Source organism: Rhodococcus sp. PML026 (assembly GCF_000963615.1).
GTDB classification, from domain to species: domain Bacteria; phylum Actinomycetota; class Actinomycetes; order Mycobacteriales; family Mycobacteriaceae; genus Rhodococcoides; species Rhodococcoides fascians.
Genome location: NZ_KQ031373.1, coordinates 554,109 through 566,560 on the forward strand (window position 1 = coordinate 554,109; position 12,452 = coordinate 566,560).

Genomic DNA, 12,452 nt, shown 5'->3' on the forward strand with positions numbered 1-12,452 from the left:
GTCACATTGACTACCCAGCAGGGGCGAGTAGCCGGCGAGGCCGACACTCGGGTGATGTCGGTCGACCGGAGAAGTCGGGTCGGCGGGAGATCGAGCGCAGTCGTGCCACCCCAGTCCACTCAACGTGACATTGACCCCCGAAAAGGCCACCAAATGTCACATTGACTACCCAGCGGGGGGTGACTACCCAGCGGGCTGGGGTCAGGGGGCAGATCGGGTGCGAAGTTGTCGGTATCGCGTGCTGATGTGTCGTGCTGCGGGCAGTTCGATCCAGCGGTAGATGATTTCGGCGAGTGCGGCGGTGCCGGTCAGGAAGGCCAGGACGGCGGCGGTGGGTCCGAAGTGCGGTTCCACGGCTGCGTAGATGCGGTAGAGCACGAGTGTGTGGATCAGGTAGATGGCGTAGCTGCGGGTGCCGATCCAGCCGATGATGGGCCAGCGGGTGATGGGTCCGTCGTATCGAGCCAGGAGCAGCACGGTGCCGGTGACGACGAGCAGTGACCACAGGTAGGTCTCGCCCATCCAGAAGGTGTGGACGTCGATGGCGAGGCGGATCACTTCGATCTGTGCGACGACGCCGATGACGATCCAGCGCCAGGTGACGAGTTTCGCCCAGCCGAGGTAGAAGATCTGGCCGAGGAACAGGGTGGGCAGTACTCCGGCGACTTTGGTGAGGAACGGGATGGTGTACGGCTGCGGCAGGTAAAGGTTCCAGAGGATCACCAGTGTGCAGAGTGCAGCTCCGATGAGGGGCACGGTGATCGGGCTTGCTCGGAGCGCCGAGCGCATTGCGACGCAGTAGAGGTAGAACACGATCTGTACGACGAGTGTCCAGGTGACGCCCAGTACGGCGACCTCGGGTCGGAGGAAGAAGCCGCCGAGGAAGAAGCTGAGTACGGCCTCTCCGTTGCTGATTCCGGGTTGTCCGCTGAACATGCCGTTGACGCCGAGTTTGACGAGTACGACGGCCAGGGCGATGGCGAACCAGAGGGCGGGCACGAGTCGGGCGAGGCGCGCGACCATGAAGTCCCGACGCGATTGCCGCATAGCGGATCGGGTGATGAGCAGCCCCGTGAGCAGCATGAACATGCTCACGCCCACGAAGGAGAGGTGGAGGTTGAGGCCTACGTCGTCGATGAGGACGAGGTTGACGATGTCGAGCATCCACCAGTCGCCGCCGACGTCGTCGAGTAGGTAGAACGAGATGTGCGAGTAGAGGACGGCGCAGACGGCGATGACGCGCAGGAGATCGGCACCGTTCATCTGGACGCGGGGCGCAGTCACGGCCGGTGCGGCGGCGGACTCGTCGACCGAATTTCGGTTCGGACGGTCCCCTTTCACACCCTCGAGTTTAGGTTCCGTTCATGGTGTGGACCAATTCGGCGCTGTTACGCAACTATTTCGTGACAATCGCAGGTTTTCGCAGCCCAGGAATTCGACTGTCTTGTTCACGTGGATTTATTCCGAGAAAAGCATCTCGATTACAACGGTTGCACAAGGGGTAGGAATGAGATTGGGTTGAACCCTACGAAAGATCCGCAGTAGGACGAACGTGCCCGCATCACGCGATGGGCACGGCGTCGTTAGAGAAGGGAACCACGTGTCCGAGTACACCTTGCCCGACCTTGATTTCGATTACTCCGCCCTCGAGCCGCACATCTCGGGCGAGATCAACGAGCTCCACCACTCCAAGCATCACGCCACCTACGTCGCCGGTGCCAACACCGCGCTCGAGAAGCTGGCTGCAGCCCGCGAGGCCGAGGATCACGGCAGCATCTTCCTGCTGGAGAAGAACCTCGCGTTCCACCTCGGTGGCCACGTCAACCACTCCATCTGGTGGAAGAACCTCTCGCCCAACGGTGGCGACAAGCCCGAAGGCGAACTCGGTGCCGCGATCGACGACCAGTTCGGTTCGTTCGACAAGTTCCGCGCACAGTTCACCGCTGCTGCCAACGGCCTGCAGGGCTCCGGCTGGGCAGTGCTCGGCTACGACTCGCTGGGCAAGAAGCTCCTCACCTTCCAGCTCTACGATCAGCAGGCCAACGTGCCGCTGGGCATCATTCCGCTGCTGCAGGTCGACATGTGGGAGCACGCCTTCTACCTGCAGTACAAGAACGTCAAGGCCGATTACGTGAAGGCGTTCTGGAACGTCGTCAACTGGGCCGACGTCCAGGCTCGTTTCGAGGCCGCCACGTCGAAGACCCCGGGCCTGATCTTCCCGTAGGTTTCGAGATTGCCGCACGACGCGCAATCGCAGACAGGGCCACCGCGTTCGACGCGGTGGCCCTGTCGCATTTCGAAGGTCACGCCCTCCCGGCGGCGGGCACCGACCCGATGGTCGTGACGCCGTGGTCCGGTCTCGCGACGTCCTCGGAACGGCAGGTCGTTCGGCGCGGGGGCTCGGGATCGGGTGTCACGTGTACCTGCACGCTTCCCGACGTCGTCACCACCACAACATCCGACGCGACATCGGACGACGTGACATCGGACGGGTGGACGTCGTCGATTCCCGTGAGCCCGTATTCGGTTCGTACTGCGTGTTCGGCGATCTGGGCGACGGTGTCGTCGGTGCAGCGGCCTCGGTAGTGGCGCAGCGTGAGATGCCCGCGGTCGTGGTCGTCCACGACGGCCTGCGCGTTGGTCGGTTCGAGGTTGCCGTAGTAGCTGCCGTCGGGCAGGGCCACCATGCCCGCTGCGTATCGATCCCCGCCCAGGTGCGTCGATTCCCATACCCGCCCGCTGGGTCGGGCGAGGGCCGCCGCCACCGGCCGACCGAGCACCGCGCAGCACGGATCCTTCTTTCCGTGCGTGCAGACGAGGTAGAGCCGCTGGTCGACGCGAGTCCCGATCCCAGGTGGGGTGCCCGCCGCGGCGGCTTCGAGCGGTAGTTCGAGTATCTGCTCGACGGTGTCGACCGTGTATTTCTCCAGCCACGGGCCGCGGCGACCCGAGTGCGCGAGAAACACCTGTCGCGTCTCGGTGGGTTCACGCCTGCCGTGCGTTTCTCGCACCAGTTGCGGGCGTATCCCGACGGCCTTGCAGCGACGCGAGAGTTCGGTACCGATTCGGCCCAGGGGCCCGTCCGGCCCCCACGGTTCGCGCCCCCACGGGCCTCGGTGCTCGATCAACACCCAGCCGTGTGCCCGTGCAGCTGTCCCGCGAAGCGATTCGTCGTTCTCGCGCGCCACTGCAGCGCAGCCGACCCAGCGTTCGGATGCCGGCACGTCAGCCCCCGATTTCGGTCGCGGTCTCGACCAGGGCTTGGGCGGTCAGCACGTTGCCGAAGAGAAAATCCTTGGACGGCAGCTCGGTCACCCGAGCTCCGAGACCGGTGAAGAGCGGGTTCTGTCGCAGTTGCGCCACGGCGTCCTCAGTCCCGGCGTCGGTGAGCAGAAGGATGTCGTCGGCCGCCAGCACGTCGATCAGTTCCGGGCTGACGTCGACGGTCTGCACCGCGTCGGATCCGCGATCCTGCTGTGCGGGCGCCCGGTAGCCGAGATCGGCCAGAACTGCGTAAGGAAACGATCCGTCCTGCGTCATGTACCGCAACGAGTCGGTGCGCACTCGCGCGACGGTCAACGTGCTGTTTTCCCGAGGTGAGTGTGACTCGGATTCGTCGACCGCCTGCCGATAGACGGCCAGCAAACCGTCGGCGATCTCCTGCCGATCGAAGATTCCCGCCAGCTGCTGCAAGGTGTTCTGCCACGAGGCCGGGGTGTATTCCACGACGACGGTCGGCGCGATCGGGGCGACCCGGTCGTACAGCGCTCGGTTGTCCTCACCCGTCGTTCGCATGACGATCAGGTCCGGTGCGGCAGCCGTCAGAGCCTCGATGTCGACGTCGGCGTCGACGGATCCGATGTCGATCGGTTCGGTGGTGAGCCGATCCCGGACGACGGGTGCGTAGTCACCGGTGAGCGGCGGCTTCACTGCCGCGACGGGTTGGATGCCCAACGCGACGACGGCTTCCAACGTGCGGTCGCCGTCGAGCACGGCCACGCGCTGTGGATCGACGGGAACACTCGTCTCATCGAACGCATGCTGCACGGTGCGAACCTCGCCGCCGGTCTCGCCCGGGGTCGATTCTTCCCGACTGCATGCGGCGACACTCAGCAGTAGCGCAACGGACAGCAACGAGACGACGGTTCGCCGGGCGGATCCTCTGTTTTTCACCGCAGCAGCGTATCGGCTGCCGAGCCGCAGTGGGCCGGCTACGTTTTCGGCTGGCACTCTCCCCATCTTGTGTGCCAGCCGTTTTCGGGTCATTCTTCTCCTTACCCAACGTCGTGTACCCGGCTTCCGCCTCGTACCTGTCTGGGAGGGATGCGCAATGGACGATCGAGATCTCATCGGTGTCGCACCTTTTCACGCCGCCGGTCTACTGCGCGGGTTCGTGATCTCCGGTCGTTGGCCGGACACCACCAAGGAGTGGGCTCAATTCCTGGCGCTGGCCGTCCGGGTCGCGTCGATGCCGGGTCTGTTGGCGACGTCGACGGTGTTCGGGGTGCGGGAGGAGCTGCCCGAGGATCCGGAGCCGGGGACGGTCGGCCTGGTGTTGGCCGAGGGACCGGTGATCGGCGATTTCGCGTTGGCTCCCGGGCGGTTCTCGGACCATCAGCCGGCCGCGTTGCTGATGCTGCATCCACCGTCGGAGACGACGCCTTCTCTGCCGGAATGTGCGGGCGCGGCCTCGGGTTGCGTTCTGCTGCCCGGTCTTCCGCATCTGGGCCTCGATCACCGGGCCGCGTGGGTGGAGGCAGAATCCGACGGCACCGTGACGTCGATGATCAGTCGGGTCGGCCTCGATCCGATCAGCGATCCCGACACCGCAGTTTTGGCGATGCTCCTCGCATCCTGACCGCTCCCCGTACACGATTTTTCGGGTCACCAAACTTATTGGCGCATTGGACAATTGGAGAAACGGCACTTAAAGTCGTCTGCAGCGAAGGGGAGTAGCCCCCAATCAACGTGTCGACATACTGGTCGTTTTCCACGACCCGGCACCTGAACCGGTACTTCCGGTGGGCGAGACCTTCGGTCCGTTCGACGACCGAGGAGTCTGCTGTGCTGTCCGCTCTACTGTTGAGTTTCGCTGTCATTTTCGTGGCCGAGCTGGGTGACAAATCCCAGCTGATGGCCATGACGTTCGCCTTGCGCTACAAGTGGTACGTCGTCATCGGCGGCATCACGGTGGCCACGACCGTCGTGCATCTGGTCTCGGTCGCCGTCGGCCATTTCCTCGGTGTGTCCATCCCCACCGAAGCCATCTCGATCGTCGGCGGGCTCGCGTTCGTCGTGTTCGGTCTGTGGACCCTGCGCGGAGATTCGCTGTCCGACGACGAGGGTGCCAAGGCGTCGCGAGTCACCAAGTCGGCCTTCCTGGCCATCGCGTCCGCGTTCTTCCTCGCCGAACTGGGCGACAAGACGATGCTGGCCACCGTCACTCTGGCCGCCGACAACGATTGGGTCGGAGTGTGGATCGGCTCGACGGTAGGCATGGTCGCCGCCGACGCCCTCGCTATCGTGCTGGGTGCCGTTCTCGGAAAGCACTTGCCGGAACGGCTGATTCAGTACGGTGCGGCCATTCTGTTCTTCGTCTTCGGCGCGGTCCTGTTCTTCGAGGGACTGATGCCGGGTACGTCGGCTCCGTACGTGGCGGCCGCAGTCGTAGTGGCGATCTCGGCCCTCGTCGTTGCCGCTGCGTTCGTCCGACGCTCCCGCAGCGACGCTCCGCAGGAAGTGGAGAAGCGCAGCACCACCGAAGACGTCTGACCTTGGTTTACACTCCTCGCGGAGGGGTGAATGAACGACAACCTGCAGGCGACGGGTAGCGACGCGGCACACCGTTCGACCGATCGGCTCATCAGGATCTTCGGCCGGTTCGTCGGTACCGGCTACGCGGCGTATCTACTGCTGCTCGTTCCCGACATCGCGCGCAGCAGCGTCACCGTCCCCGGGTGGTGGACCCCGGCCGCCGTGATCGTCGTGTTCGGTACCGGTCTCGCGTTCGGAGCCTTCACCTTTCACCCGAGCATCAGGGTCAGCCAGGTTGCGGGTTCGATCGCAGCTTTGGCGTTCCCGGTCATGGCCCTGCTGTGGTGGGTGGCCTGGGACGGGACCACCTTCGATCGGAACGGAATGTTCCTGTCCGCATTCCCCGGCCTGGCCTCGCTCGCGGCCGCCACCGTGTGGCGACCCATCCCGGCATTCGTGCACACGGCCGTCTCGGTGGTGATCGTGCAACTGATCAATCAAGCTGTGCGAGAGCCGTTTCCTCGCAGCAACATCATTGCCGAAATATTCTTCGGGCTGATGTTCTGCACGGTGTTCGTCGCGGCGACTCTGGCCGCACTGCGTACCGGTCGCATTCTCGATGCCACCATCAGCGCCACCCACGGCGATGCCGCACGGGCGGCTGCGGCGAATGCACGCGAAGTCGAACGCGAACGGTTCGACGCCCTCATCCACGACGAGGTCATGTCGTCACTGCTGGCGGTCGCTCGCCAGGGCCGCACTGCGAGCCTCGCCCGTCAAGCACGTTCGGCATTGGCCCATCTGGACGGACTGCACACCGACACCGCCACAAACGATTTCACCGTCGACGACACGATCGCTCTGATGCGAGCCTCCGCATCGACGGTCGACGAGTCGATCGATTTCAGGGTCCGCGAGGACCCCGCCGATTCCTCGGCGAACTACCCTGCCGATGCGGTCCGGTCGATCGCGGGCGCACTCGCAGAAGCACTGCGCAACAGCGTCGTTCACGCTCAGGCGTCGACCAGATCGGTGACGGTCGAGCTGGCCCCGTCGGCATTGCGAGTCATCGTGCGAGACAACGGTATCGGCTTCGATCGACGCTCGGTGCCTCCGCACCGACTCGGCGTCGCCGTCAGCATCGAGGGGCGGATGCGTCAGCTCGACGGTGGTTCGGCCGAGATCGACACCTCCCGCCGCGGAACCACTGTGCGATTGAGCTGGGCGCGATGAACGGCGAGGATGTTCGCGACCTGCTGTCGATGAAGTCGGGGGCCGCGTACGCCGTCGCCGGCTTCTACATCCTCGCGTGCGCCGTGTGTGCGTCGGCGACGCTGAAGGGTATGTCCGCGGTGTGGCCGCCGTTCGTCTCGGTGCTGGTGTTCTCGGCCGCGGTTATCCTGCTGCTCAGAGCGCCGGGGGATCCACTGAGCCCACGGTCCACGGCGTTGCTCACGGTGTCCGGGCCGGTGGCCGCGTCGTTCGTCTTCGCCGTGGTGCCGGTGCCGCTGACCGGCAGTCTGCAGTCCTGGCCTCTGGGTATGTCCGTCGTGATCTACACGTTCATGTGTGTCCGTGGCCGCACGCCGGCCGCGTGGTTCGGACTCGCGCTCACCATGTCTGTCGTCGTCGGTTGGGCAGCCTGGACGGGTCAAGGCGCACTGTTCGGATTGTCGTTCAGCGCCATCAATATTGCTCCGTTGTTGATGGCGACGTTCTTCGCCTTCACCATCCGACCCCTCGGTGCAGCGATCTTCGAGCTCCGTGAACAATCCACCATCCGCATCGCCGCCCAGGCCGCCGCTGCGGCGGTACTCGAAGAACGTGACGCCCGCCTGGCCAGTCTCGATACGCTCGCCCGTCCGCTCCTGCAGCGCATCGCGGACGGCCCCGATCTCACCGACGAGGAAGTCCTGGCGTGCCGACTCCTCGAAGCCGAGCTCCGCGACACCCTGCGGGCCCGCGGGCTCGTACTGCCCGAGTTGGCCAGGGCGGCACGCTCGGCTCGCGCCCGCGGCGTCGAGGTCACGATGCTCGACGACCGAAGCCCCACAGCATTGAGCGAGAAGGTCCGCAACGACATCGCGGCGGGGGCGTCGAGCAGTCTGGACGGTGCCGTGACGGGATCGGTGACGGTTCGCTTGCTGCCTCCGGGCAGACCGGCCGCGGCGACGATCCTGCTCGACGACCTCGGTGACGGCGCTCAGCGAGTCGAATACGACGACTCCGGCCGCATTCTGCCCTGATCGGCGGGCACGGGAGGGAGGTTCCGTCCTGCCTGGTGTGGGGCCGGAGCCGACCCTCATCGGCCGCCGTCCTACTACTCCTGGCCGGATGCGGTTTCGTCAAGGCATGCCCGTCGCAGCCGACCGAGGCGATAACGTTGGCTGCATGTGATGGAACGACCACGATTCAGTGTCAACGGGGCACGGGCTCCCGTCGGGATGCAAGGAGTTGGCGATCAATGTTCCGATCGGGACAAGGTGGGTCTTCTTCTGGTCGGCACTGACGCTGCTGTGGGCCGTTGTGTCCGTGAGTCGAACTCAGGACGGTGAGTTTTCGATCTGGTCCTGGGTGGCTACTTGTTTGTTTGCTGCGGCCGCAATCCTGACCGGGCTTCGTACATTTCGCCGCAGAAGTGATGACGAGCGCAGAAGTGACGACGAGCATGGACTCACGAATCCGTAGGGAGTATCACCGTCACTCGAAGGGCGGTAGGCCGACCGACCCCTCGATGCGGGAGAGTCGGGTGCGGGAGAGCGGGGTGCCTGGGAGTGGGGTGAGGTCCCCCGCCGGTTATGGTGCAGAACACAGCGTGGTCGCTGCCTGTGCCGCGACCCGACACCGCTAACGAAGGGGATCGTACGACGTGGAGATTTCAGGAACAGCAGCGCTCGTCACCGGTGGCGCGTCGGGCCTCGGAGCAGCAACCGCAGCACGTCTGGCAGGCGCCGGCGTCACGGTGTTCGGTCTCGATCTGCCGCAGTCCATCGAGCGCGCCGGAGACAGTGTCCCGGACGGCGTGACCCTCATTCCCGCCGACGTCACCAGTGAGGCCGAGGTCGAGGCCGCACTGGACACCATCGTCGAGTCCGGTGTGCCGCTGCGCATCGTCGTCAACTGTGCAGGCGTGGGCTGGGCGGGTCGCATCCTGTCCAAGAAGGGACCGCACGATCTCGAGCTGTTCCGCACGGTCATCACCATCAACCTGCTCGGCACGTTCAACGTGATGCGGCTGGCCGCCAACCGCATTCAGTCGCAGTCCACCGTCGACGACGCCGGCCAGCGCGGCGTTGTCATCAACACCGCATCGGTCGCCGCATTCGAGGGTCAGATCGGCCAGATCGCCTACACCGCCTCCAAGGGCGGCGTGCACGCGATGACCATCACCGCGGCCCGTGACCTGGCCCAGGTCGGCATTCGCGTGAACACCATCGCCCCCGGCATCGTCGACACCCCGATGCTCGCCGGTGTCACCGAGGAATACCGTCAGGGACTCGAGGCGTCCGTGCCCTTCCCGTCGCGTCTCGCACAGCCCAGCGAGTACGCCCAGCTGGTGCAGATGATCGCCGAGCACGACTACCTCAACGGCGAAACGATCCGCATGGACGGCGCGATCCGGATGGCACCGCGCTAGAAGTCCTTTCGCGTGTGGCCCCGACTTCTCGGGCGCGGGGTCACACGCGAGCGCGCAGGTCCGCCACGGTCGGGATCTCGTGCTCGGCGCGGTCGGACATCCACTCGCGCAACACTTTGGTGGCGAGCACATCGTCCTCGTTGTAGACGAGTAGCCGTTCTCGCTGGGTGTGATCGGGATCGGCGTCGTATCCGACAGCCTCGCGGTACCAGCCCATCGACGCCTCGCCGCCGGCTTCCTCGTCGCGCCAGGAGAATCCGGCCACCGGGGCAATCTTCTTCAGCCCCTTGCCGTTCGGGCAGATGAACTGGTCGCTGACGGCTTGATAGATATCCACCCACTGCTCGCTGTCGATGAATTCGCGTATCTGCGCCTCGGTGGGCACTCCGGGGACGTCGGCGAAGCGTCGGGCCGAGTCGAGTAGCCATTTGTCCTCGGCTTGTCTCGAATAGCAATACGCTGCAAAGGTTTTGCCGCGAGCCGCGGCATCGGCCCGCGTGTCCATCAACCAGTTCCAGAACACCGCGAACGAGCGTCCCTCGTCGACGGTGGGCAGCGGATCCCACGTGACGAAGCCGCGATACTCCGGCGGCGGTCCGCCTGCCTCGGTGAGGAGCGTGCCCCACAGGTACGCACCGTGCTCCTGATAGCTCTCCATGTCGACGTCCACCTCCACGTCGGCGCGGTGGACCGTCACGGTCTCCGATCGACGCAGCAGCGGCACGTCGGCGCGCCAGGCCAGCGCCGCGGACACCGCGTCCTCGAAGTTGCTGAAGGGCCACTCCTCGGGAGCCGGACCGGTCCATTGCGCCAGCTCGTCGATCGTCCGCACTCCCACGCTGCGCAGTACGTCCGCTCGGGATCCCGATGCGACGAGTGAGACGTCGCGGGCCGCCACCAACTGTGGCTTGCAGTCGAACCACCAAGCACACGAACGGCATTCGCTGATCTGCGAGGGAACGGTCACCGCGTCACCGCTCGCGACAGCAAGCCGGTCCGCGAAGCGAATGTCGTATTCGTCGAGCGCGGCAGTCAGGTCGTGTACCAACACGCACTCTCCGCGATAACCTACTGCGCCCCCGACCGGGGTGGCCGTGGCCAAGCCCTCGTGGGCGAGCATGCGGTACAGGTGCGCGAGGCGGAGCTGATCGCGCAACTGGCTGCGCACCTTGCGGGTTTCGTCGACGGCCGGAGCCCAATGCGTGAGCGGGGTGGTGCGCGCGCCGCGCCCGGGGTCGGTCACCTTGTGATTGACGACGATCACCGGAATGTAGCCGCCCGACGCGTCACGCACGAGAAGCTCGCTCCGTCCGCGGCGGCCGGTATCGCGTTCGAGTGGCAGAACTGCGTTCCAGATACGTTCGACGCCTGCGCTGCAGGCCGCGACGGTCGCATCGGCCGCAGCACGGGCCGTGGGCTCGTCGATCTCGGTCCACTGCATGGGGTCGGCCGCTGCCAACTGCGCGCGAATGTTCTCGCGATGCGCCTGGGCCGCCTCTCGGCGTTGCCGCACCCCGGGATTCTCGGGTTCACCGCGCAGGAGCGCCCCGTAGGCGGTGTCGAGATAGAGCCGGTGCCGACATCGCGTCAACGATCCGGCGTCGAGCAGCACAGGTGCGTGCGACGCTGCCGCATCTCGTTGACCGTTCACACCGCTAGACATTAGGTGAGCCCTCCGACAGCCGAAGAAGAACAGCTGCCTATTAGGCGGGAGTGGAGCCTGGGGACCAACCCATTAGGCGGGAGTGGAGCCTGCGGAATGACCCATTAGGCTGTGTGGAACGCACCGTTACCGCCTAGCAGCACATGTCAGGAGCCTTGTCGATGGGTCTGTTCCGTAAGCGCAAAGGTCGTGCCACTCGCAAGGCGGAGGCGAAGGCCCTCAAGCACAAGGCCACTCTCGAGGCGAAGCTCGGCGCGAAGAACGAGCGCAAGCAGCTGAAGTCGATCGCCAAGGCGCAGCGCAAGCTCAGCGCGGTGGAGGCGAAGTCGCAGAAGAATGTCGAGAAGGCCCAGGTCTCGGCGTTGCGGGCGCAGCAGAAGGCGGCTGCGGCCGGCACGCTGAACGTGGCTCAGATTCGTAAGTATCTCGGTATTGCTCGGCTTCTGCTGCCGGTGCTGGCTCCGATCGCCTACCGCGCTGCCACCGTCGTTCGTGGGCAGCTCGACAACCGCAAGGCGCAGCAGCTGGGTGTCGCACCCGATCAGCTGAGCGAGTACTCGGGCCACGGCGGCAAGCTCAGTGCCCGGATCGCCGGTGCCGAGAAGTCGCTGAGCACCATCGGATCGCGTCATTCGGATCCGGAGACCAAGAGTTTCGGTGCCGCGATCAGCGAGCGTCTCGACGATCTGACCACCGCTGTGCGCGCCGCCGAGCAGATGCCGCCTGCACGTCGCAAGACTGCCCACGCCGCCATTTCCGCTGAGCTCGACGGCATCGAAGCGGACGTGCTCGCTCGCCTCGGCGTGCGCTGATCTCACCGACCATCCGATGACCGACGGCTCTGCTGCACCGCTTCGCGGCGGAGCTGTCGGTACGGTCACCGCCGCCCTCGCGGTGGCTGCGCACGGAATGGCGGGCGGCGGCTATCTCAGCGGATCGGGCCTGGCTCTGCTGATCGTGGTCAGCCTCGGCGTGGGTGCCATGACTGCCGTTCCGCGTCGCTCGACTGTTCTGTTGCCCGCCCTGATGGGTGGCCAACTCCTCGCCCATACCGCACTGAGCCTGAGCGACATGACCGGCATGTCGGGCTCATCACACAGCCATTCGCTGCTGCCCAGCGCCGCGATGATCGGCTTTCACGCGGCCGCGTCGCTGATCGCCGCGCTGTTGATCGCCGCAGCCGAACGTCTCTACGGCCCGATCACATCGATCGTTCGTGCCGTTCTCGCGCTCCTCACTCCCCTGCCCGACGGTTCCGCTGTCGGCCGCGTCAGGTTCTCCGTCGCGATGCCGTCGGTGCACGGTATTGCCCTGGACTGGGCCATTTCTCGTCGTGGGCCTCCGATGTCGATCAGCTCGTAGCTCTGATCCGACATCCCCTTTCACCTTCGTACAGAA

Annotated in this window: 12 protein-coding genes; 8 read left to right on the top strand and 4 right to left on the bottom strand. The window is 65.4% G+C overall.

All coding sequences use genetic code 11. The features are described 5' to 3' along the window. Positions 1 to 201: 201 nt before the first annotated feature. The gene (locus tag VF34_RS13215) at positions 202 to 1,341 is read right to left on the bottom strand and encodes an acyltransferase family protein (RefSeq protein ID WP_032374200.1); all 1,140 of its coding nucleotides are present in this window, start codon (positions 1,339 to 1,341) and stop codon (positions 202 to 204) included. A gap of 259 nt (positions 1,342 to 1,600) precedes the next feature. Between VF34_RS13215 and VF34_RS13220 the strand changes: the two genes are divergently transcribed. After that, positions 1,601 to 2,224, top strand: a complete 624-nt coding sequence (locus VF34_RS13220; RefSeq protein WP_019667073.1) for a superoxide dismutase — start codon at positions 1,601 to 1,603, stop codon at positions 2,222 to 2,224. 79 nt (positions 2,225 to 2,303) lie between these two features. Here the strand turns inward: VF34_RS13220 and VF34_RS13225 are convergent, their stop codons facing one another. Both VF34_RS13225 and VF34_RS13230 read right to left on the bottom strand, forming a co-directional pair. Further along, the gene (locus tag VF34_RS13225) at positions 2,304 to 3,224 is read right to left on the bottom strand and encodes a sucrase ferredoxin (RefSeq protein ID WP_045841515.1); all 921 of its coding nucleotides are present in this window, start codon (positions 3,222 to 3,224) and stop codon (positions 2,304 to 2,306) included. A 1-nt stretch (position 3,225) separates the two neighbouring features. Next, positions 3,226 to 4,173: an ABC transporter substrate-binding protein gene (locus VF34_RS13230; RefSeq protein WP_196249554.1), complete on the bottom strand. Its 948-nt coding sequence runs from the start codon at positions 4,171 to 4,173 to the stop codon at positions 3,226 to 3,228. Between the two features lie 157 nt (positions 4,174 to 4,330). Between VF34_RS13230 and VF34_RS13240 the strand changes: the two genes are divergently transcribed. The 5 genes from VF34_RS13240 (at position 4,331) to VF34_RS13260 (ending at position 9,391) form a co-directional block, all read left to right on the top strand. Beyond that, positions 4,331 to 4,858, top strand: a complete 528-nt coding sequence (locus VF34_RS13240) for a hypothetical protein (RefSeq protein ID WP_032374202.1) — start codon at positions 4,331 to 4,333, stop codon at positions 4,856 to 4,858. 206 nt (positions 4,859 to 5,064) lie between these two features. Next, entirely contained in the window at positions 5,065 to 5,772 is a 708-nt protein-coding gene (locus VF34_RS13245; protein WP_032374203.1) for a TMEM165/GDT1 family protein, read from the top strand. A 30-nt stretch (positions 5,773 to 5,802) separates the two neighbouring features. Then, positions 5,803 to 6,987, top strand: a complete 1,185-nt coding sequence (locus VF34_RS13250; RefSeq protein WP_045841518.1) for a sensor histidine kinase — start codon at positions 5,803 to 5,805, stop codon at positions 6,985 to 6,987. Further along, positions 6,984 to 8,000, top strand: coding sequence for a hypothetical protein (locus VF34_RS13255; protein ID WP_045841519.1), 1,017 nt, complete (start codon positions 6,984 to 6,986; stop codon positions 7,998 to 8,000). The genes VF34_RS13250 and VF34_RS13255 overlap by 4 nt, the downstream gene beginning before the upstream one ends. Positions 8,001 to 8,623: 623 nt before the next feature. Beyond that, positions 8,624 to 9,391 carry an SDR family NAD(P)-dependent oxidoreductase gene (locus VF34_RS13260; RefSeq protein ID WP_027494862.1) on the top strand — a complete coding sequence of 256 codons (768 nt, stop codon included), beginning with the start codon at positions 8,624 to 8,626 and terminating at the stop codon, positions 9,389 to 9,391. Positions 9,392 to 9,431: 40 nt separating this feature from the next. Here VF34_RS13260 and VF34_RS13265 read toward each other — a convergent pair whose 3' ends face one another. Then, entirely contained in the window at positions 9,432 to 11,054 is a 1,623-nt protein-coding gene (locus VF34_RS13265; RefSeq protein WP_045841520.1) for a TM0106 family RecB-like putative nuclease, read from the bottom strand. 161 nt (positions 11,055 to 11,215) lie between these two features. Between VF34_RS13265 and VF34_RS13270 the strand changes: the two genes are divergently transcribed. Together VF34_RS13270 and VF34_RS13275 are read left to right on the top strand one after the other, a co-directional pair. Next, positions 11,216 to 11,866, top strand: a complete 651-nt coding sequence (locus VF34_RS13270) for a DUF6474 family protein (RefSeq protein ID WP_027494864.1) — start codon at positions 11,216 to 11,218, stop codon at positions 11,864 to 11,866. Between the two features lie 16 nt (positions 11,867 to 11,882). Further along, entirely contained in the window at positions 11,883 to 12,416 is a 534-nt protein-coding gene (locus VF34_RS13275; protein ID WP_032374204.1) for a hypothetical protein, read from the top strand. Positions 12,417 to 12,452: the final 36 nt, after the last annotated feature.

Excerpts from the sequence above, each read along its gene's own strand:
- VF34_RS13240 (WP_032374202.1), top strand. The coding sequence starts at position 4,331 with ATGGACGATCGAGATCTCATCGGTGTCGCACCTTTTCACGCCGCCGGT.
- VF34_RS13265 (WP_045841520.1), bottom strand. The coding sequence starts at position 11,054 with ATGTCTAGCGGTGTGAACGGTCAACGAGATGCGGCAGCGTCGCACGCA.
- VF34_RS13250 (WP_045841518.1), top strand. The coding sequence starts at position 5,803 with ATGAACGACAACCTGCAGGCGACGGGTAGCGACGCGGCACACCGTTCG.
- VF34_RS13275 (WP_032374204.1), top strand. The coding sequence starts at position 11,883 with ATGACCGACGGCTCTGCTGCACCGCTTCGCGGCGGAGCTGTCGGTACG.
- VF34_RS13255 (WP_045841519.1), top strand. The coding sequence starts at position 6,984 with ATGAACGGCGAGGATGTTCGCGACCTGCTGTCGATGAAGTCGGGGGCC.
- VF34_RS13270 (WP_027494864.1), top strand. The coding sequence starts at position 11,216 with ATGGGTCTGTTCCGTAAGCGCAAAGGTCGTGCCACTCGCAAGGCGGAG.